The organism is Halomonas sp. BDJS001 (genome assembly GCF_026104355.1).
In the GTDB taxonomy this organism is placed as follows: Bacteria; Pseudomonadota; Gammaproteobacteria; order Pseudomonadales; family Halomonadaceae; genus Vreelandella.
Genome location: NZ_CP110535.1, coordinates 3,424,918 through 3,446,691, shown reverse-complemented (window position 1 = coordinate 3,446,691; position 21,774 = coordinate 3,424,918). Strand labels below are relative to the sequence as shown.

Here is a 21,774-nt window from a genome sequence, read left to right as displayed (position 1 = left end):
CTTATATAGCAACCTCTATCTAGCAGCCTACATGACTTTGACCACAAAGCCCGGTGCTTAATTGCACCGGGCTTTTTTATGGGTCATTCAACTTCAGGATAGTTTTATTATACTGGGAGGGGTTTACCTGACTTAGCCTTCCCGCCACACTTTAGATAACGCGTTGGTTATCCCGCCTATTGTCCGGCAAGCCCAAGGAGTCCGTATGGATGTCGAGCTGTTAGAAATACGCCAACATATGGGGCGGTTTCCCCCTTTTGATGGGCTGTCGGATGATCTCCTGGATGCCATTGCTGAGCAGGTGGAAGTGAGCTACTTCAAAACCGGCAGCAGCATATTGGCGCTCAACGAGATGCTCAATGATCTTTGCTATATCCGCAGTGGCGCCGTGGAAGTTTATCGTAGCCAGGGAGAGCTGTATAACCGCTTGGGTGAGGGCGATATTTTTGGTCACTTTAGCTTGCTGCGTAACCATAAAGTGCGTTTTCCCGCTCAGGCGATTGAAGATACCCTGATCTACTTTATTCCCAAGGCGGTCTTCCTTCGGCTGTGTGAGGAGGATGAGCACTTTGCTGATTTCGTAGAGCTGGAACGACCGCGTCTTGAGAGCGCTGCCGAGCAGCAGAAGAAGTCCAACGATATGATGGTCACCCGGATACGCAAACTGCTGACCCGCTATCCGGTAATGGTGGAAACGTCTACCAGCGTTCAGCAAGCCGCGCAGCAGATGAGCGAAGCGCAAGCATCCGCACTGCTGGTAATAAAAGAGGGGAGTGATAACCCACGCTTCAGTTTCAAAGATAGCGAAGGCCAGACTTGGCAGATGTGCGGGATTTTAACCGACAGCGATTTTCGTACCCGCGTGGTCGCCGAGGGGCTATCGCCGCAAACCGCGGTCGGTGAGGTGGTTTCCTCAAGGCTAATCACCATTCAATCGGACGCCTCTGTTTATGAGGCCATGCTGATGATGCTGCGCAGTAACGTGCATCACCTCCCTGTCTTGTATCGTCAACGCCCGGTGGGCGTGGTGCACCTTTCGGATATTATCCGCTACGAGACCCATAGCGGACTCTACCTGGTCAGCAATATTTTTCATCAGTCCAGCGCCCAGGGGCTGGCACGCTTGGCACCGGATGTGAGCGCGGCGTTTGTGCGTATGGTGCAGGAGGGGGCTAATTCGCAAATGGTGGGTAGCGCCCTTTCCACGATCGGACGCAGTTTTACTCGGCGGTTGCTGGAAATGGCCGAAGCCGAACTGGGCCCACCGCCGGTGCCTTACTGTTTTATGGTCAATGGCTCCATGGCCCGCAATGAGCAGAGCATCGTCACTGATCAGGATAATGCGTTGATTCTCTCTGATGACTTTGTTCCTGATCAGCATGACGACTACTTTTATGCACTGGCAAAAATTGTCAGCGATGGCTTGGACGCCTGCGGCTATACATATTGTAAAGGCGATGTTATGGCGACCAACGCTCAATGGCGTCAACCGCTTAGCGTTTGGAAGGGCTATTTTCAGGATTGGATGGCTAAACCCACGCCTGAACGACTGCTGCACAGCTCGATTTTCTTTGATCTTGATAGTTGCTACGGCGAAGACCTCTATGTGGAAACGCTACAGGATTTAATTGCTGAGACCGCACCAAAATCACCGCTGTTTTTAGCCGCCATGGCGCGCAATGCCCTGAACCGTACGCCACCGCTTGGGTTTTTCCGCACCTTTGTGATGGAGCAGGATGGAAAGCACAACAACTCGATCAACTTGAAGCGCCGCGGTACGGCGCCGATGGTGGATTTGGTGCGTATTCACGCCTTGGCCTGCGGCTCAAAAGCGCAAAACTCATTTCAGCGCTTAAATGACATCAGCAAGACCCAGCTATTGGCGAATGGTATGAGCGACAAGCTGAGCTATGCATTTGAATTTTTATGTATGTCGCGGATTCGCCATCAAATGATCGATCTTCAGGAGGATCGTCTGCCGGATAACAATATCGAGCCTGAAAACGTGGCGGATAGCGAACGGCACACCCTCAAAGACGCTTTCCAGGTGTTGAGCAATGCGCAAAAGTTTCTGAAATACCGCTACCCTATGCCCGCCCAGCGGCAGGGGCGTTAAGATGCTCGATATACGCCCGCGTCAGAAAATTACCCAGGCCGACTGGAAGGGCTACATGGCCCAGCGGGCTCAGCAAGCGAAAAATCCTGCGCTTCAGCAATTTTTTGGTACGCCGTTGCCTGACCCTGAAACACCTATTTCCGAGGTGCCTATGGTGGCGCTGGATATGGAAACCACTGGGCTGGATGAGAGGCGACATGCGATTGTCAGTATCGGCCTTGTGCCCTTTACACTAAATCGTATCAAATTGGCTGAGCGGCGTTACTGGGTAGTGAAACCTTCGAGACCGCTAGCAGAAGCCTCAATTACCTACCACCATATTACTCACTCAGAGATCGCCCATGCGCCCGACTTGGAAGAGGTTCTGGACGCACTGTTGGCCCAGTTAGCGGGTCGCCTGGTGGTGGTGCATTTTCGCAATATTGAACGACCCTTTTTGAACGCGGCGGTCAAAACCCGGCGTGGGGAAGGGGTGTTGTTTCCGATGATTGATACCATGTCGCTGGAAGCGCGGCTGCATCGCCAAACCCTATGGGCGCGTTTTCGCCGCTGGCTGGGGCGCCCACCGGTTTCCATCCGCCTGCACGCAAGCCGTGAGCGCTACGGCTTACCTGCTTACCAGGGGCACCATGCCCTGGTCGATGCGCTGGCCACTGCAGAGCTGCTGCAGGCCCAAATTGCCACCCACTATCGCCCTGACACGCCCTTAAAAGATATGTGGTGTTGAAGGCTATCTATCAGCCTACCAAAAAAACGGGCAACCCAGTGGGTTACCCGTTTTACTTACTCGCTAGGTTTAAACCGACGATCGGTTTACAACAGTGCTAGACCGCCTTGGGTTCACTCATCAATCCCTTGATAATGGCATAACAGGCCACTAGCAGAATGATGGTGAACGGGAAGCCGGTAGAAACCGCCATGGTTTGCAGCGCTGTCAGGCCACCACCTAGCAGTAGCGCAATGGCAATCGCGCCTTCTATGATCGCCCAGAAAACGCGCTGTGGCGTCGGTGCATCGACCTTACCGCCAGCGGTGATGGAATCAATTACGAGCGAACCGGAGTCAGAAGAGGTGACGAAGAACACGATTACCAACACAATCGCCACGAATGACGTGATCTGTGATAGCGGCAGTTGCTCCAGCATAATGAAGAGCTGTAGATCCACTCCAGCGTCACGTACGGCTTCAATACCCTGAGTCACATACTGGTCGATAGCGGTGCCGCCGAAAGTGGTCATCCATAGCACCGAGACAACAGAGGGCACGATCAGCACGGAGATCAGGAACTCGCGAACGGTACGACCACGGGATACCCGGGCGATAAACATACCGACGTACGGAGACCAGGAGATCCACCACGCCCAATAGAAGGCGGTCCAGCCCTGGCTAAAGTTGGCATCTTCACGGCCGAAAGGATTCGACAGTGCAGGCAAGTGCATCGCATAGCTCCATAGGTTCTCAAAGAAGCCAGTGAGAATCAGTAGGGTAGGGCCAACCGCAATCACAAAGAACAACAGGGCTGCCGCCATGGCGATATTGATTTTGGAGAGCAGTTGTACGCCCTTATCAACACCCGCAACGATAGAGGCGATGGCGATCATCGTAATGCCGATGATCAGCAGAATCATGGTGATATCGCTTTCCGGTGCGCCAAACAGGTAGGAAAGGCCCGCAGCGGCCTGGGTAGCCCCTAGGCCTAGTGATGTGGCCAAACCAAACAGCGTGGCAAACACCGCCAGAATATCGATCAAATGGCCTGGCCAACCCCAAACGCGTTCGCCCAAAATCGGGTAAAACACTGAACGCATGGAGAGTGGCAAGCCCTTATTGAATGAGAAAAGTGCCAGGGAAAGTGCAACAACGGCATAAATTGCCCAGGGGTGTAGGCCCCAGTGGAAGATGGTTGCTGCCATGGCCAACGCTTCCGCACCGGCTGCATTACCTTCCGCGCCCGCCAATGGCGCCCAGCTGCCCCCATCAAAGGAGGTGCCAAAGTGCGTCAGCGGTTCGTTGACGCCGAAGAACATCAGGCCAATTCCCATGCCCGCGGCAAACAGCATTGAAAACCAACCCATATAGGTAAAATCCGGTTTGGCTTCAGCGCCACCAATACGGATTTTACCGAGGGGGGAGAAGATCAGACCAAGACACAAGATGACAAATATATTCGCCGCTAAAATAAAGAACCACGCAAGGTTGCCGGTCAAAAAACCAAAAATAGCATCATAAATAGGCGCAATCGTATCTTGCAGCGCCAGGGTTAGCACCACAAACAACAGCACGATGATTGCCGAAATGCTAAACACCTTGCCGTGCAGGTCAAGATTGAGACCCATGGTGTTAGTAGTGATGTTGTCTTGGCCGATGACATAATCGGTGTCGATCAGGTTAGCCGGGCCGTCTGGGGCGGGTATGCCCTCAGAGACGGGCTCTTTAGGGGGGCGTTTATCGTCGTGGTTATCCACAGGAACCTCTCTATTTCGATCAAGAAGTGTCGATCAAAAGGGTGAACAGAAACCAAAGTGTGGTCATCAACCCACATCGCATGGCGAGCGCTTAGGGGCTCACAGTAGCAAATCTGTAATGACAGTATTCAACGTAATGTGAACCTTGGCGCTTAAACAGTACTTAATAGCAGGGCTTAAAACAGTTCTTAAAACGACAGCAGAGGGCCGAAGCCCCCTGCTACCGCGACTGTTTGGCTCGTTTAGCTATCGAGCCACTCTGCGACTACGTCTTGGTTATCTTCAACCCATTGCTTCGCGTTTTCGTAGGGGTCGCTGCCATCTTCCTGGTTCATTAGCATGACTTCGCCCATCTGCTCAGGCGTCCACTCGAAAGCGTCGAGAATCGCATATGCTTCCGGCATGTCATCTTCCAGGCCTTGGCGAACCGCGGTATGGATCTGCTCCGCGCCGCCATAGACGTTCTCGGGATCTTCTAGATACTTCAGATCAAAGCGGGCAAACATCCAGTGGGGCGTCCAGCCAGTAACAACAACATCTTCTTCGTTATTGATCGCGCTGGATAATGCAGCGGTCATGGTGGCGCCGCTGCCGCTACGCAGATTCAGTTCAAGGTCATAGGTATCCACAACCTCTTCGGTGAGGCTCATTAAGCCTGCACCGGGGTCAATACCGATGATCTCGCCATTAAAGCTGTCAGCGTTATCGTTAAGGTCAGTAATCGAGTCGACGTCGGTGTATGACGGAACAACGAGACCTAGCTTGGTGCCGTCCAGGTTGGGGCCAAGGTCTTCAATGCTATCACCCAAGCGCTCCATGTAATCAGCGTGAGTGGTTGGCAACCAAGCAGCAACGATAGCATCCGCATCGCCAGTGGAGAGCGCTTGGAACATGGCCGCTGCTGAGAGTGAGGTTAGGTCAACCTCATAGCCTGCCTGCTCAAGCACCGCGGCAATGACGTTAGTAGAAGCGACTTCAGATGACCACTCCACGTAGGCCAGGTTGATCGTGCCTTTCTCTTCTTCGGCTTGCGCCGCGCTGCTGACGGCAACGCCTGCACCTGCAAGCAGTGCCAGTGACGCAAGACGGATACGGAGGTTCAATGTGCGATGTTTCATTCACTTTCTCCCTTGGGTATAAAGTTATTAACGTACACAGTTATCAACAAACACAGCTGCTGCAAAACACAGCATGGTGAGCATAGGGCGACTTAGCAAGCTAATGGCTCAACGCAGCCGCTTCTGCTCTCTTACTTTATCGTTTTACGTTACCCGTGCATTTTCGCTATTGTCGGGTTTTTCTGAGTGACTGCGTTAAGCGGTCAAGCAGCATGGCCAGAATAACCACTGCGATACCTGCTTCAAAGCCGTCGCCAGGGCGCAAACGTTGAATAGCGCGCCATACTTCGCTGCCCAAGCCATCCGCACCAATCATGGCGGCAATAACCACCATGGAGAGAGCCAGCATAATCGTCTGGTTGATACCCGCCATAACGGTGGGCAGTGACAGCGGTAGCTGTACTTTGATTAGCTTCTGACCACGGGTGGCACCGTAGGCATCGGCGGCTTCGATCAGCTCCACCGGTACTTGACGAATGCCCAGGGTGGTAAAGCGAATAGCCGGGGGCATTGAGAAAATCACTGTGGCAAAAATCGCCGAGACCGAGCCAATCCCGAAAAAGGGAATCGCTGGAATTAAATAAACGAAGGCAGGCATGGTCTGCATAAAATCCAGAATCGGCATAATGACCCGGTAAAGCCGATTGGATAGCGCCGCCGCAATACCTACCGGTAAGGCGATGACCACCGCCACCATAGTAGCGAACACCACCAGCGTGAGCGTCTCGATCATCGGATTCCAGAGACCGAGGTTCCAAATCAGTGCCAAACCAGCGGCGGCGCCGATTGCAAGCCGAGGGCCCGCCAACTTCCAGCAGAGCAGTGCGATCAACGCGAGCAGCGCCCACTCAGGCAACCACATCAAGCTGTCATTTAAAACATCGATACCGGTTTGCGTGAAACGCGATATACCGCGGGTAACCAGGGAGTATTCGCTGGTCAACCAAGTCAGACCGCTTTCAATCCATTCACCTAGCGGGATGCGTGGGATATCCATTATTGCTCTCCTGCACGTGCCAGTTCATCGAGTACTGCGCCTTTAACCACCACACCCAGGAGCTGTTCCTGCTTATCAATAACGGCGATAGGGAAGCTCTTTTCACTAAACATGGCGAACAGGTTGTGCAGCGGCTCATCCATGGGGACTTTGCGGAAATCTTGGGTTAAGTAGGGGATGATCGAGTCGGCACCCGCTTGAATGGCCTTGCTGGCGGCATCGGCCTCAAGCAGGCCGAGCAGGCGGCGGTCGCGGTCAACCACATAGATAGAGTCGATTGCATGGTCACGCATGCGGTGTAGTGCCGTGCGTGGGCCATCGCTCTCCCGTGCGGTGGAGCGCAGTGGCCGCATGGCGCTCTCGGCGGTCAAAATACGCGCTCGATCGACGCCTTCGATAAAGCGCCGCACGTAGTCGTCCGCTGGTTTGGTGAGGATCTCTTCCGGCGTGCCGATCTGTACCACTTCGCCATCTTTCAGCAGCACGATGCGGTCGCCAATATTGAGCGCCTCATCCAAATCGTGGGTGATGAAAACCGTCGTCTTCTGCATTTTGGATTGCAGCTGTAAAAGTTCTTGCTGCATATCTTTGCGAATCAGCGGGTCGAGCGCTGAGAAGGCTTCGTCCATCAGTAGAACGGTGGCATCGTTCGCCAGTGCGCGGGCTAGACCAACCCGCTGCTGCATGCCGCCGGAAAGCTGGTTGGGGTAGGCGTCTTCCCAGCCCTCCAGGCCCACCTGCTTCAGCGCGTTGTGGGCAATTTTTTGCCGCTCAGTCTTCTCTACGCCGCGAATTTCCAAACCGAACTCGGCATTTTGCTGCACAGTGCGGTGGGGAAATAGCGCGAAATTTTGAAATACCATAGAGAAGTGGCGGCGGCGACACTCTAACAGCGCTTTCTCTTTTAGCGTCGGAATGTTTTCACCGTCGATAATGATTTCACCTTCGGTGGTTTCAATCAGACGGTTCAGGCAGCGGATCAAGGTCGATTTGCCCGACCCTGATAGCCCCATGATGACGAGTAGCTCGCCTTCATAAACATCAAATGAAATATTGGATAGCCCCAGCGTCTGGCCGGATTTCTCCAGGATTTCGGGGCGTTTCATTCCCTGGTTACGTAGCTCAATGGCTTTTTGTGGTTGCTTGCCAAAGACTTTGCTTAAGCCGCGCACTTTAATTTTGACGGGTCGTGTCTCGTCCATCGGCGATGCCTTTTTGTTGAACAGAATGGGCGGATGTCATTGCTTAGCCATTCATAAAGAAATAAGAGTTTGAGTCGGATGATTTATTAAAAATTATTATACATAGGTAGGGTCAGTGTGTCACAACGGCTCGCTCAACGGGGCAATTAACGTTACATGTGTCATTTTTCACCCACAGGGGTGTTTCGCTGTGCGCTTATTGCGATATGCTTGTTTTTATTTAAGCTTTTGATTTTAATTATTTTATTTTTATTTTGGCGGATTTGGCATGCAAAGTGAATAGGCTAGGTGTAGGCGACCTATTATCTGTGTAAAACTGGTTAGCCATAAGTCAGCGAAGACGTTTAGAAACATACGGTGTTAGCAATGGAGGTGGGTATTATGGATAAGCATCACGACCACATTGAGAGTAAGCAGGTTTCCAACCGCCCACGCTGGTTAACGCTATGTATGATGGCGACGGCAGCAAGTGTACTTGTACTAGCCGGTTGCGGTGACAATGAAGAGGCAGCGCCGCCTGCGGATGAAGCTTCTCCCCTAGAGCAGGACGCGACTTCTCAGCCAGAACCGAGCATGAACGAAGAGCCCGCTATGGAGGAGGATCCTGGTTTAGGTGATGATCCCGCCACAGAAGGCAATATGTCACAGTCTGAAGGAGCGACATCTGAAGGCTCCATGCCAGAAGACACCATGGACGAGCCAGCAGAAGGCACGATGAACCCTGATGAGGACGAGCCTGGTTTTGGTGAAGGGACTGATCCTATGCCCGGTACTGAAGATGATGAGAATTCAACTGCTAATTAATTAGTTAACTTTTAAGTAACTGTTTTTAATCCACTGTTTTAAGTTTGAGCAAGTGTGCCGCTCCCTACGATGGTAAATCGACCCAGCTGTTTGTTCCCTGCGGCTGCTCCACACGGTTTACCATCCTTTCCACCCCCGCGCCCGCGGGGGTTTTTTTGTCTGCTTTTTAGCTCTTGCCTGCTTTCTTGCCTACTTTCTAATTAGCGTTTGTCGTTTCTCAATTGCGCTACTTGATTTTACTGCTTGGCGGCGGCTACTCCTCATTATCTTCCAGACGGCGATAAAGCGTCCGACGAGCAATTCCAAGAACTTCGGCAGTGCGTCGCTTGTTCCCACCGGTGGCTTCCAGCACTTTGTTAATATAGCGCTTTTCGACCTCTTCTAAACTGGGCCAGCGGATTGGCGGTGGTGTGGGCATCTGTCCGCCTGCTAGCACTTCACCGCTCACAGTGGGCACCAAAGGGCTACCGGTTTCCACCGTCGATTGCTCACGCAGACGCTCGGGCAGATCTTTATAGCTGAGCGAGCCATCCTCGCTTAGGGTAACGGCCCGCATAATGGCGTTTTCCAGTTCGCGAACGTTACCTGGGTAGGCGTAGTTGAGCAGGTTATTGAGCGCTTCCGGCTCGATTTGCTCAATCTGTTTACCCTGGGCTTCCGCGTGCTTATCGATAAGCGCAAACACTAGGTGCTCGATATCGGTACCGCGCTCGCGCAGCGGGGGGATACGCAGTGAAAATGTCTCCAAGCGGTAGAATAAGTCGCTGCGGAAATTCTCCTGTTCGATCTCTTTTTCCAGGTTGCGGTGAGTTGCGGCGATAATGCGTACATCAACCGATTCTTCTCTTTCTCCGCCCACCGGGCGCACGGTCTTTTCCTGTAACGCGCGCAGTAGTTTAGCCTGCAGATTGATGGGCATTTCACCAATCTCATCTAAAAACAGGCTGCCACCCTGAGCGCTTTGGAAGAGTCCTTTGCGTGCTTCATTAGCCCCGGTAAAGGCGCCTTTAACATGACCAAAGAACTCACTCTCCATCAAGTCCGCGGGAATGCTCGCACAGTTGATCGGTACAAAAGGCTGGTCATGGCGAGGACTTTCCTGGTGAATGGCGCGGGCAAGTAGCTCTTTGCCAGTGCCGCTTTCACCCAAGATCAGAATGGGAGCATCGCTTTTGGCAAGGCGGGAGGCGTCATGAAATAGCGTCTGCATGATCTGGCTTTTACCCACAATGCCGTGGAAGTGGCTGATGTCAGCGTCGTGGGAAACTGTCAGACGTTGACGCTCCAGCACACGAAATACGGCATCGCGTATGGCATCAAGGTCTAACGGCTTGGTTAAAAAGTCGTCAGCCCCTAGCTTAAGTGCCTCAACCGCCTGGTCGATGGTACCAAAAGCGGTAATCACAATGATGCCCAGCTCACTGCCCGCCTGGCGGAGCTGTTGAAGTAGTTGAATGCCGGTCATGCCCGGCAGTCGCACATCGGTAATCACCAATGAGACGGAGGTGTGGCTTAGTAAGGCGATTGCCTCTTCAGCGCTAGGTACGCCGAGCGTCGTGTAGCCTGCATCCTGCAGTTCTTCTTCTAATAACTCGCGTATAGCGGCGTCATCTTCCACCACCAACAAAGGTAAAAGGGATTCCTGTTGGGTCACAAATGTTGTCCTCACGCGGATGCGGTTTCACTAATAGGTAGTGTAATTTCAAATCCAGCGCCGCCAAGGGCGCTGTTAAACACGCCGATCGTACCGCCGTGGTCGTTAATAATGCGATGTACCATAGAGAGCCCCAGCCCGCTGCCTTGGCCGACCGGTTTGGTAGTGAAAAAAGGGTCGAACACCTTATGGTGGTGAGAGCTGGGTATCCCCGGCCCATCATCTTCCACCCACAGTATCAATTCGTGTTCTTGCTGCTGGGCGTGTACGCGAATGCGGCTTACTTCGGGGGCTTGCGCGGCATTGCGCAGTAAATTGGTCAGCACCTGTACAATTTGTTGGCCGTTAGCGAGTAAGTTGGGTGTCGGCTTCGGTAATTCAACGTCTAAACGAATATTGCGTGGTTCCAGCTCATCTTCCACCAGGTCTTTGGCACTTATAATAAGCTGATCGAGCGCTTGTTCACCTTTTTCCACGTTATGTTGGCGGCCTAATTCCATCAGTTGGCGCACAATTTCAACGATGCGCTCAACTTCGCCGCGTATGCGGCCCAATCGCGCTCGTTCGTCATCACCAATAATACTGCGGCGAGCCAGGCGCTGGGCCTGGCCGTTAATCACCGTCAGCGGCGCACCTATCTCGTGGGCCACGCCGGCTGCCAGTACGCCCAGTTCAGCCAGCTTTTTCGATTTACGCAGGCGCTTTTCAAGCTCTATTTCGCGCCGCTGGCGCTCCTCGATTTCATGGTCTTTCTCGGCCATCGCGTCCAGCATGCCATTCAAACCGGAAGCGAGGCGGCGGTATTCGGTGGGGCCGTTTTCGGTGGCACGCTGGCTGCGATCACCATCTTCTACCAGCAGCATTACGTGCAGCAGCCGGTTAAGCGGCCGCTCGATATGGCGCCGGAACCCCCACCAAATACTAAACACGATCCCGGCGGCGCCAATCACAAACACCAACACGGCCACAATGCTGATAAACCCCGTGTAGTTCTCAATGCCGGTATTGAGCCGATTGACCTGTAGTACGCCATACACAGTGCCATCCTGGGAGCGCAATGGTGTCAACGCAGAGTAGTAATTCCAACCATCGTGTTGGCGATAATTGCTATATAAATCGTCGCGCTCAATGACTTGCTGAATCTCCTCGCGACTGAAAATATCTTTACCAAGACCCAGGCCGTAAATATCGCGACCCTGCGTATCGAATACATAAGCGCCGTAAATGCGGTGGAATGAAAACGCTGACTGAAGTGCTTCTTCAAGCGGTGTACTGCTGTCTGGCGTCACTGCGTAGCTGAGCGAAGAGCTCAGCGTTCGGGTAATAATCTCCACTTCAGTTTGTAGCTTCGAGCGTACGTTATCCTCAAGCGACTTGATCGCCACCAAGCTAAACACCACTAGGATGACAAACAGCGGCACAATCACCGTTAAAATAATTAAATTGCGTAGTCGCATGGGGCATCCATGGTGGTGTTAATACGGGTTAGTATCAGCGGGTGAATGGAGCGCTACTGATCTGTTGGCGCCAGGCGATACAAGCCGCCCTGTGGGTCATCAGTAAGCAGATAAATAGCGTCATCAGGGCCTTGGCGAACATCTCGAATACGGCCTACTTCGCCCTGTAAAATCAGCTCTTCTTCGGCGACTTGGCCCTCTTCCAGGCGCAAACGCAGCAGTTTCTCGCTACCTAAGCCGCCGGCTAATAAGCTGCCCTGCCACTCACCGAAGGCTTCACTGGTGACTTCAGCAAGCCCGGCAGGGGCAAAGCGACCTTCAAAGAGATATACGGGATCCACCATGCCGGGTAACGAATCTTCGCCAATGGGCTCATTGGTCGCGTAGTCATTGCCCTGGCTGACAGTTGGCCAGCCATAATTGTTGCCCGCTTCGATATGATTCAGCTCGTCGCCGGTGCGGGGGCCATGTTCTGACGCCCAAGCTTCGCCGTTACTGAGCACGGTCATGCCCTGAATATTGCGGTTACCCATGGAGTAAATTTCATCCAGCGTGGTGTCATCGCCGACAAAGGGGTTGTCATCTGGCACGCCGCCCGTGTCGGTAAGGCGCAGGGTAGAGCCTGCATGGTCATCGCTTGCCTGGGCGCGGGGTGGTTCACTGCCACGGTCACCAATACTCATCAGTAGGGTGCCGTCGGGCAACCACGCTAACCTTGAGCCGTAGTGGCGGCCTGGCCCAGAAGCGCGATCCTGTTCAAACAAGTGCTCCACCTCACCCAGCCGGTCATTTTGCCATTTTACCCGCGATAATGCCGAGCGGCTGTTGTTGCCGTCGGGCTTGCTCCAGGTGAAATAGATCCAGTCGTTATCACCGTTGCTATTTTCGCCTTCGAAATCAGGATGTAACGTCACGTCCAGCAGTCCGCCCTGGCCCTGAGTACTCACGTCGGGCATGCCTTCCAAAGTGTTGGCTTCACCGCTTTCGGGTTCGACGAGTTTCAACTGCCCGCTGCGTTCGCTCACCAGGTAGCGGCCATCGGGTAGAAACGCCACCGCCCATGGGTGCTCGAACCCATCAGCGATGCGTTCAATGGAGAGCGTCAGGTGATCGGTCTCCATTGATTCCTGAATGATTTCCGCCTTTGCTGTATTGATAGCGCTCGCCAGCACTAACCCGCTGAACCCAGCCAAAACCGCAGGCTTCAGTCGGGTCGAGTGGCTGTTGTTCATATAAAGCATAGCGTGCCCTCTGGTGAAATTAATCATTGGCATCCTTGCCAGTAGTCTAGCAGTGACCTTATCGCCACGTGGGGGTTCCACTATTACATCAGCAGGGCAAGTAGCATGGGCAGATAAAACAGCGCTAACAACGTTGAGCAGAAGACCAGGCTGGCGACATAAACGGGTTCGCGCTGGGCACGCTGAGCAAAGAGATAGTTGAAGACCGCGACCGGCATGCACATTTGCAGTACTAAAATGCTCTGCGCCAAAGGTGGAAGTCCCACCCAGCCAGCGATCAGCCAGGCGACACCGGCGGCGAGCGGCACCCGCACCAGGCTAAAACCTAGCCCTGAACGCAGATTCTTCACCTGAATGCTGGCCAGTGATACGCCCAGGGTAATGAGCATGAGCGGTACCGTGAACCCCGACATCAAGTCCACCGTGTTGGCCAACCAGGGCGGCAGGGCAGTGTCTGTCAGCAGCAGCGCCATGGAGATGGCGATGGCGTACACCGTGGGTGTTTTGACAAGGGTTTTGAGAGGGTTGCCCTGACTATTCAGTACGGCCCCTAAGGTGAACTGAAACAGCGATACGGTCACCATCACCGTAATGCCGTAGGCAAACCCGGCACTACCAAAGGCATAGAGCACCACAGGCAAGCCCATGTTGCCGGTATTGGGGTACATCATGGGGGCAAGTAAAACCCGCCAACTGCGGCGCAACAGTTTTGCCACCAAAAAAGTCGCGGCCCCCATAGTGAGGATCACTAACGCAGCGGCCAGCATGGTTTGGCCAAAGGTGGTGGCATCAATATCAGCGCCCGCAAGAGAGGCCAATACCAGTGAGGGCGTACCAATGTTAAACACTAGCCGGGTAATGAAGTCGACCGGGTAGGGATGGCCTAAGCGTACCCACAGGTAGCCGAGCCCTGCACCAGCCAGCACGGGCGCCATGACGGCAAAAAGTTCGGCAAGCATTGGCTGTCCTTGGCAATCGTTAGCCGCCCATTGTCGTTAATAAGCGGGCTAACTGGCAAGGCAAACACTCGAATTAACCTACACCGTCGCGGCTGACGTGCGCCACGGTGCGGGTACTTGGCTACGTAAAAACTCTAGCAGCGCGTGGGTACGGCGGGTCTGGTGACCGTAAGCATAGAGCAGTGTGATCGGGAGTGGCACTGGCTCCCAGCCGGCCAGGCAGTTAATCAGCTCGCCTGGATGATGCTGTTCGCGTTTTGCGGTTAACCAGTGTGAGAGCAAGCCGATACCCTGGCTGCGCGCAATGGCATCTATATGCAGGGTAGTGAGATCAACCCGTAGCCGTGAACGGGGCGGGTTAAAGGTGTATTCGCCATGCTCTGGATGAGTGAGCAATAGCCCGTCAGAAGCCGTGCCCAACAGGTCTATCCAGGCGTGGTGGTTTAACTCATCGGGATGGTGCGGCGTGCCAGCCGCTGCTAAATAGCGTGGGCTAGCATAAAGCCCGCGGGATAGGTGGCCCAGGCGCTCCTGGTTTAGCCCGCACTCATGAGTCGGCCCAAGCCAGACATGCACGCTATTGCTGTGCATTTTAGTGGGCGGCGTTTCTCGAGTGTGTAGCGTTAGCTCTACCTTGGGATGACGGTTTAAGAACGCATCAATGGCACTGGCTAACCAGCTGCGGGCCAGGGCACCGTGCACTTCAAGGGTAATTTCGCCGCTAATCTCCTCGCGCAGCTCAGCCAGGGCTTCCTGGCTATGCGCTGCCATTGCCAAAAGCTCAGTGCAGTAGTTGTGAAACAGCAGCCCCGCCTCGGTGGGAATTAAGCGGTTTGCCTGGCGCCGCAGCAGCGGCTGGTTAAGCCGGGCTTCAAGCTGGCTGATGCGGCGGCTAAGGGTCGATTTGGCTAATCCGAGCTTCTGAGCACTGCGTGTCAAACTACCCGTGGTCATTACATCGGCAAAGGCGGTCAGTTCGTCAAAGTCATACATGGTCAGGCCCACGGGAAAAGGGAGAAGGCTGATTGTGCCATTTTTCGGTGCGAATAGAAATAATAGGCATTTGTGTTCCGGTATGTTGAACGTACCGTCTCACCCCGATGTGCAAAGAGTGTGTAAAAATATTAATGCTAATAATTCGCATTTAATAGAGCGGATGCTTATCCACATTGCTCGCACACTTCTCAAACACTATGAAGGACGAAGTTATGTCTCCCTGTTTGCGCCGTACGCTGCTGGCCAGCGCTATCTCTTCGCTTGCCAGTAGTGCTCTTTGGGCACAAGAAACGCCCCGCTTAGACGATATGGTGGTAACCGCGTCAGGTTTTGAACAGCAGATCACCAATGCACCTGCCTCTATCAGCGTGGTTTCCCGGGAAGAGTTGGAACAAGGCCACTATCAGAGTGTTACCGATGCGCTGCGCGATGTGCCCGGTGTGATTGTCACCGGCGGCGGAAGAGGGGATAACGGCCAGGATATCTCCATTAGAGGTATGCCTTCACAGTACACCCTGATACTGGTCGATGGTCGCCCGCAGAATTCCCGTGAGTCTCGCCCTAATGGCGATGCAGGTTTTGAGCAAGACTGGCTGCCGCCGCTACAGGCCATCGAACGTATTGAGGTAGTGCGCGGCCCCATGTCGACGCTTTACGGCTCTGATGCGATTGGCGGGGTGATCAATGTGATTACCCGCAAGGTGGCTCAGCAGTGGCATGGCAATGTTCAACTCGACACCGTGCTTCAGGAAGACAGCGACTCCGGCGACAGTCGCCAAGCCAATTTTTACCTCAGCGGCCCGCTGGTAGGCGACCGCTTAGGGCTTCAGCTCTATGGCCGCACCTCTCAGCGTGACGAAGACACTATTCTCAACGGCTACGAAGATAAAAGCCTGCAAAGCCTTACTGCACGGCTAAGCCTAGCGGCAACCGAGAATCATGACGTTACGTTTGAAGCCGGCATTACTGAGCAAGACCGTCAGTCGCTAATGGGTAAATCCGCGCCCTCTGAGGGCTGTCGCGGCGGCTGCTCCGATAGCTTTAATGAGTTTACCCACCAGCATGTCGCGGTGACACACAGCGGGCGCTTCGAGTGGGGCACCAGCGAAACTTACCTTCAGCGTGAAAGTAGCGAAAACAAATCGCGGGATATTGAAATCACCAACACCACCGCCAAAACCAGCGTGGTCATTCCGCTAGGCATGCATATGCTGACGGTAGGCGCTAGCTACGAAGAGGAGTCGCTCGACGACAGTACGACGAATCAGTTGCCTGGCTCTGATCGTAGTGAGATTGAGAATAGCCAGTGGGCCCTCTTTGTGGAAGACGAGTGGATGCTCACCGATGCTTGGGCACTGACCGGCGGGCTGCGTATTGATGACGATGATAACTACGGCAGCCACCTTAGCCCGCGGCTTTACAGCGTGTGGAATATGACGCCTGACTGGACGCTGAAGGGCGGCGTCTCGACCGGTTATCGAGCGCCGAATCTGCGCGAGATCACCCCTGACTGGGGGCAGGTCAGCCGTGGGGGTAATATCTACGGTAACCCTGACCTTGAGCCAGAGACCTCACTCAATAAAGAATTGGCCCTGCTTTATGCCAACGATAGGGGCTTGAGCGGCAGCGTCACGCTGTTCCATAACGACTTTGACGATAAAATTACCCGAATAGCTTGTCCCATTGATATCTGTACGGACGGCGCTAACCAGTTTGGCAGCGACCCGACTTATCGCGTTAACGTTGATGAAGCGGTGACTCAGGGCGTAGAGGCGAGTGTGGCTGCGCCGTTAACCGATACCGTTGAGCTAACGGCCAGCTACACCTATACCGATAGCGAGCAAAAGAGCGGTGAGTATGCCGGCGAGCCGTTAACACAGCTGCCTAAGCACCAGGTATCCGCTTCGTTGGATTGGCAAGTCTCTGCCAAGTTGAGTCAATGGACAAAAGTCACTTACCGCGGCGAAGAGAGTCAACCGACTACCGGCCCTTCGAGCAGTACCATTGTGGCTCCTTCCTATACCTTTGTAGATGCAGGCGTTGGCTACCAGTTGAACGAAAGTACTCAACTGAACGCGGGTATTTACAACCTGTTCGACGAAACGATCAACTATGACGAGTACGGCTATGTGGAAGATGGTCGTCGGGTTTGGCTAGGCCTTAATGTTGCCTTCTAAGCGCTAGCTCGCTGTCATAAGCGCAACACTGAAGCGGCTATCCCAGCGACAGCCGCTTTTTTTGCTGCTTAGGAAAGGGGGGAGAGGGAAAGAAACAAAAAAGCCCCAGCGCATGGCTGGGGCAGAAGGTGAGCATCGAAACAGTAGCGAGCTGAAACCGATTAGAACTCGTAGCGGGCGGAGAGCCACAGGCGGCGGCCCTCTTCGCTATTGGCGTATACGTTGCCAAAACTAGTGCCATCGCCGTATGCGCGGTAGTCGACAAAGTCTTTGTCAAACAGGTTGTAGATGGTCGCGCTCAGATTAAGCTGATTGGTGACCGCGTAATTACCGCCTAAGTGAAACAGCGAATAGGCTTTAAAGTCGCCCAGGTCATCAAACGAGGGGGCGCCGCGGACGCTTTCGCGGTTACGGTAGCGCTCGCTGCGGTACTCTGCTGAGAGCCAGGTATCCAGCTTGGCCGTTGCCTGCCAGCGCAGGGTGGCGTTAATGGCGTGTTCCGGGGTATCCGTCAGCGGCTCGCCCTTGTTATCGCCACTCTTCTGTTCGCTATCGGTGTAGGTGTAGTTGGCATTAATGCGCCAATCAGGGGCGAACTGGTAGCCGGTAGAGAGTTCCACTCCTTGGGTGATCGCCTCGTCGACGTTGACCTGTTGGCTGTAAAGGCCGTCAGGAATCAGCGGGTCGTTTTCCACCAGGATATCGCTGCCGCTGGCAATCTTGTCGTCAAACTGGTTGTGGAACAGCGTGGCGCTGGCAGTGAAACCCTGTTGGTTATCGTAATGCGCACCGATCTCGCTGCTGGTGCTGGTTTCCGGCTCAAGATCCGGGTTACCAATCGTGAGTATCGTGCCCTGGCCGGTTACCCCGTTAATGCCGTCATGTAGGTCATTAAGCGTGGGCGTTTTATAGCCGCGGCTTACGCCACCTTTTAGCGTCCAGTTGGACGTCGTGTTCCACACCAGGTAGCCGCGCGGGCTGAACTGGCTGCCGAAGGCGTCGTGGTGATCGTAGCGCCCGCCCAGGGTTAGCGCTAAATCGTCCCGTAGCAGCCACTCATCTTCCGCAAATAGCGACCAGGTAGTCTGCTCAAAGGTTTCACCGGCCAAGCCATCGTCAAGTTCCGCATCCCACCACTGCATACCTACAGTGGCCATGTGATTGTCTAGCGGCATGATGAACTTGCTGTCGAGTACGGTATTAGTGGTTTCAAGCTCCCGCGGGGCGCCGCCGACAATGCTGGGAAAACCTTCATACGCGACGCCTACATCACCAGGGATCGTGCGGCCTTTGGTTTCGGTGGTGTTGCGCATCAGGCTAGATTCCAACGTACCCGAGGCAAAACGGCCAGTGTGGCCAAGGGCGATCTGCTCGCGCTCAAAGCGGAGTTCATCCGCATAGCCGTTGGCGCTGCCAGGGTCGGGCTCACAGCTACGAGTGCGACCATCCAGGGTGCCTAGCTGGCACTCATCGTTGTCGTAGCGCTGACGGCTGATTTCACCATCCAGCCATAGGTCGTGGCTGTCAGTGGGTGTCCAAGTTAGCTTACCACCCAGGCTGTAGGTATCGCCTTCCACAGGGCTAGGGCCGCGCTGGTCGACTTCAATAGGGTCACCGTTGTTATCGGTATAGGTAAGCTCGGAAGCGTCGCGCTCATAAACCCGCCCGCGCAGTTGAAGGCCCAGCGTATCCTCAATAAGTGGGCCACTGGTATAGAGGTTGATCTCGCGACGGTCGCCAAAATCGCGATCTTCGTTAAAGGTATTTTCGACCCCAACAGAGCCTGTCCACTCGCGGCCCACCCGACGGGTAATAATGTTGATTACCCCGCCCATGGCGTCAGAGCCATACAGTGTCGACATCGGCCCACGAATCACCTCAATGCGCTCAATGCTGGAAATGGGCGGAAAGAAGCTGGTGGAGGTTTCACCAAAGCCATTGGGGGTCACGCTGCCCGCCGCATTTTGACGGCGGCCATCAATCAGGATCAGCGTATAGTCGCTGGGCATTCCACGGATACTAATGTTGCGCCCGCCGGTTTTACCTACCGCTCCACCCACATCGACCCCTTCAACGTTGCGCAGTGCATCGGCGATGCTTGTCACCCGCGTGCGTTCCAACTCTTCACGAGAGATCACCGAGATACTGGCAGGCGCGTCGACCATTGCCTGCTCAAACCCGCTGGCCGAGACAACGATGTTGTCCAATTGCTGATTTTCTTGGGCGGAGGCGGTGCCTGCAGAAACAGCGAGTGTGACGGCGCTAGCCAGAACAGAGCGGGTAAAGCGTGGCATGTTATTCCTCTTGGTGACGATAATTATTAGCTAATGATACTAATTGTCAAATAGGGGCGAGAGTCTAAAAAGAAAAGTTCCCAAACGCGAGGGTACGATCATGGAACGTTGCGTTGCGTAAACTGAAACATGTGTGCGGCGCAGGGTGGTGGGTAAGAGTTGCACAAAATGGAACACGCTATTCCCAGGAATAGTAGTGCAAGTGTTTTTGAGAATCGTTATTATCCGTTGCAATGTATCGTACCGAGAGAAACTTATGTTTGTTAAAACTGTGCTGGTGAAAACTGTGCTGGTGAAAACGGCGCTGGATAAAACGACCTCAATGACAGCTACCCTCACTAAAGGTGCGCGTTTAGGCGTGGTCAGCGTTCTGCTAAGCGTTTTAGTGGCAGGCACCGCGCAAGCGCGCACGCTGAATACCGCCTTTGGCGAGGTAGAGGTGGAGGGAACCCCTGAGCGGGTTGTGACCCTTTACGAAGGCGCACTGGATGCTGCCCTAGCGGCTGGCATCACGCCACTAGGCGCCGTCACCACACGCGGTGGTGATAACGTCGCCGAGTATGTGGAGGCCCATTTGGGCGATGATCGTCCCGCCATTATGGGCGTTGTTAGGGAAATCAATATTGAAGCCGTGCTGGCGCAGCAGCCGGATCTGATTTTGGCGCCCGCCCAGCTTTCCGATGAACAGTACCAACTGCTTTCACGTATTGCGCCAACCGTTGTGCCGCATACCCAGCCGTTAGCCGCGGATAACTGGAAAGCTGAGGCGCGACTTTACGGCGAAGCATTAAACCGTAAAGATGTGATTGAAGAAGCCATTGCCACGGTAGATCAGCGCGCCACGCAACTAGCCGACGCATTAGCGGATGCAGACGTAGGCGGCACCGCCTTTTTAGTGCGCTGGATGCCCGGTGGCCCGATGGTAATGTCGGAAAAACTGATTGCCACGGGGCTGTTAGAGCAGGTTGGCCTTGACGTACAAGGCGCCGATTTAATTGGCGAGCGCGGCGTACACAGCGATGTACTCAGCCTGGAAAACCTTGCCCAAGTAGATGGCGACTGGCTATTCCTGGCAACCCTCAATGAAGATGGCCAACAAGCCTTGGACGCCGCTAAACAGAGCCCTGCGTTCACTCGCCTTAACGTGGTTCAGCGAGAGCAGGTGGTGCCAGTGAATGGCCAGCTGTGGAGCAGTGCCAATGGCCCACTGGCCGCGCAAGCCATTCTTGATGATATAGAGGCTGCGCTGTTGCCGTGACGGTACCTCGTTTTGCAACGCCTGGAGTCGCCAGGCGTTCCAGCCATCGTACGTTAATGCTGTTACTACTCACCGCCCTTGTGGCGGCGAGTGGCGTTAGTTTATTGATGGGCGCAGGCAGTGTCGGCCCACTGCGGGTGCTGGCGCTACTAGGTGGCGTACAGGACAGTGAGGCGAGTTTCATTGTCTGGGAACTGCGTGCCCCGCGTACTTTAATTGGCATTGCGGTGGGCGTGGCGTTGGGGGTAGCAGGGGCGTTATTACAAGCGGTGGCGCGCAATCCGCTGGCCGAACCGGGTTTGTTAGGGGTGAGCGCAGGAGCGGCGTTTGCCGTGGCACTGGCCTTGGTACTGGGTGCCAGCGCCGCCACTCTGCGCATTTCAGTCGCACAGCTCGGCGCCTTGGTGGGCTGTGTCTGCGTATTAAGCGTGGCGCGCTTTCGCGGTGTGGGTAATGACCCTATTCGGCTCGTTCTCGCAGGTGCCGCGTTTTCGGGGCTGCTCGCTTCGTTAACCTCGCTGCTGCTGCTTTACGACCAACGTGCCGCTGATGAAATTCGTTTCTGGGTGATTGGCAGTTTGGCTGGACGCCGCTTAGACGACCTGCTGGCCGTGCTGCCCAGTCTGCTGGTGGCATCCGTGATAGTTGCGCTGATCGCCCGGCCTTTAGCCGCGCTAGCGCTAGGCGAACGGGTTGCTTCGGGGTTGGGGCACCACCCCAACCTGATCCGCTGGCTGGTCGTCGCCTGCGTGGCGCTTTTGGTGGGCGCTGCTACCGCCATCGCCGGGCCCATCGCCTTTGTTGGGTTGGTGGTGCCGTTTGTGGCACGGGCTCTTGCCGGGCCTGATATTCGTCGCACGCTATGGTTTTGCCTGCCCATTGGGCCGCTGATGGTACTCGCCGCCGATATCATTTCCCGCGTGGTGGTGGCGCCTTCGGAACTACCGCTGGGTGTGCTCACTGCGCTATGTGGCGCCCCCGTATTAGTCGCCGTCGTGCGTGCACGCCGCCTCCCGATGTTATAAGTGGGTTTATG

At 54.6% G+C, this 21,774-nt stretch carries 16 protein-coding genes; 6 read left to right on the top strand and 10 right to left on the bottom strand.

Features of this window, described 5'->3' with window-relative positions; genetic code table 11:
* Positions 1-205 precede the first annotated feature (205 nt).
* Positions 206-2,116 carry a DUF294 nucleotidyltransferase-like domain-containing protein gene (locus OM794_RS16030; RefSeq protein ID WP_226247503.1) on the top strand — a complete coding sequence of 637 codons (1,911 nt, stop codon included), beginning with the start codon at positions 206-208 and terminating at the stop codon, positions 2,114-2,116.
* A 1-nt stretch (position 2,117) separates the two neighbouring features.
* Complete coding sequence (locus OM794_RS16025; RefSeq protein WP_226247500.1) at positions 2,118-2,843, top strand: 3'-5' exonuclease; 726 nt, start codon at positions 2,118-2,120, stop codon at positions 2,841-2,843.
* A gap of 97 nt (positions 2,844-2,940) precedes the next feature.
* Here the strand turns inward: OM794_RS16025 and OM794_RS16020 are convergent, their stop codons facing one another.
* From OM794_RS16020 to OM794_RS16005, 4 genes are all read right to left on the bottom strand, one after another.
* Entirely contained in the window at positions 2,941-4,581 is a 1,641-nt protein-coding gene (locus tag OM794_RS16020; RefSeq protein ID WP_226247498.1) for a BCCT family transporter, read from the bottom strand.
* Positions 4,582-4,823: 242 nt separating this feature from the next.
* On the bottom strand, positions 4,824-5,699 hold the full coding sequence (locus tag OM794_RS16015; RefSeq protein WP_226247496.1) for a glycine betaine ABC transporter substrate-binding protein: 876 nt from the start codon (positions 5,697-5,699) through the stop codon (positions 4,824-4,826).
* 166 nt (positions 5,700-5,865) lie between these two features.
* A complete protein-coding gene (locus tag OM794_RS16010; protein ID WP_226247494.1) occupies positions 5,866-6,696 on the bottom strand; it encodes an ABC transporter permease in 831 nt (276 codons plus the stop codon).
* Positions 6,696-7,898, bottom strand: a complete 1,203-nt coding sequence (locus OM794_RS16005) for a quaternary amine ABC transporter ATP-binding protein (protein WP_226247492.1) — start codon at positions 7,896-7,898, stop codon at positions 6,696-6,698. Before OM794_RS16005 ends, OM794_RS16010 begins: the two co-directional genes overlap by 1 nt.
* A gap of 381 nt (positions 7,899-8,279) precedes the next feature.
* On the opposite strand from OM794_RS16005, the gene OM794_RS16000 reads away from it, so the two are divergent.
* Positions 8,280-8,702, top strand: a complete 423-nt coding sequence (locus OM794_RS16000; protein WP_226247490.1) for a hypothetical protein — start codon at positions 8,280-8,282, stop codon at positions 8,700-8,702.
* Positions 8,703-8,955: 253 nt separating this feature from the next.
* On the opposite strand, the gene OM794_RS15995 is transcribed toward OM794_RS16000, so the two are convergent.
* From OM794_RS15995 to OM794_RS15975, 5 genes are all read right to left on the bottom strand, one after another.
* Complete coding sequence (locus tag OM794_RS15995; protein WP_226247488.1) at positions 8,956-10,356, bottom strand: sigma-54-dependent transcriptional regulator; 1,401 nt, start codon at positions 10,354-10,356, stop codon at positions 8,956-8,958.
* A gap of 11 nt (positions 10,357-10,367) precedes the next feature.
* Entirely contained in the window at positions 10,368-11,813 is a 1,446-nt protein-coding gene (locus OM794_RS15990) for an ATP-binding protein (protein WP_226247486.1), read from the bottom strand.
* A 53-nt stretch (positions 11,814-11,866) separates the two neighbouring features.
* Positions 11,867-13,054: a PQQ-dependent sugar dehydrogenase gene (locus OM794_RS15985; protein WP_413229645.1), complete on the bottom strand. Its 1,188-nt coding sequence runs from the start codon at positions 13,052-13,054 to the stop codon at positions 11,867-11,869.
* 83 nt (positions 13,055-13,137) lie between these two features.
* Positions 13,138-14,013 (bottom strand): AEC family transporter, encoded by an 876-nt coding sequence (locus tag OM794_RS15980; protein ID WP_226247484.1) that lies wholly within the window; start codon positions 14,011-14,013, stop codon positions 13,138-13,140.
* Positions 14,014-14,091: 78 nt separating this feature from the next.
* Positions 14,092-15,006 carry a LysR family transcriptional regulator gene (locus OM794_RS15975; RefSeq protein ID WP_226247482.1) on the bottom strand — a complete coding sequence of 305 codons (915 nt, stop codon included), beginning with the start codon at positions 15,004-15,006 and terminating at the stop codon, positions 14,092-14,094.
* 215 nt (positions 15,007-15,221) lie between these two features.
* Between OM794_RS15975 and OM794_RS15970 the strand changes: the two genes are divergently transcribed.
* Positions 15,222-17,186, top strand: a complete 1,965-nt coding sequence (locus OM794_RS15970; protein ID WP_226247480.1) for a ligand-gated channel protein — start codon at positions 15,222-15,224, stop codon at positions 17,184-17,186.
* 161 nt (positions 17,187-17,347) lie between these two features.
* Here the strand turns inward: OM794_RS15970 and OM794_RS15965 are convergent, their stop codons facing one another.
* Positions 17,348-19,480, bottom strand: a complete 2,133-nt coding sequence (locus tag OM794_RS15965; RefSeq protein ID WP_226247477.1) for a TonB-dependent receptor domain-containing protein — start codon at positions 19,478-19,480, stop codon at positions 17,348-17,350.
* 322 nt (positions 19,481-19,802) lie between these two features.
* Here OM794_RS15965 and OM794_RS15960 point away from each other — a divergent pair, with 322 nt between their 5' ends.
* Together OM794_RS15960 and OM794_RS15955 are read left to right on the top strand one after the other, a co-directional pair.
* A complete protein-coding gene (locus OM794_RS15960) occupies positions 19,803-20,738 on the top strand; it encodes an ABC transporter substrate-binding protein (protein WP_226247905.1) in 936 nt (311 codons plus the stop codon).
* Positions 20,739-20,794: 56 nt separating this feature from the next.
* Positions 20,795-21,763 (top strand): FecCD family ABC transporter permease, encoded by a 969-nt coding sequence (locus OM794_RS15955; RefSeq protein WP_226247903.1) that lies wholly within the window; start codon positions 20,795-20,797, stop codon positions 21,761-21,763.
* Positions 21,764-21,774: the final 11 nt, after the last annotated feature.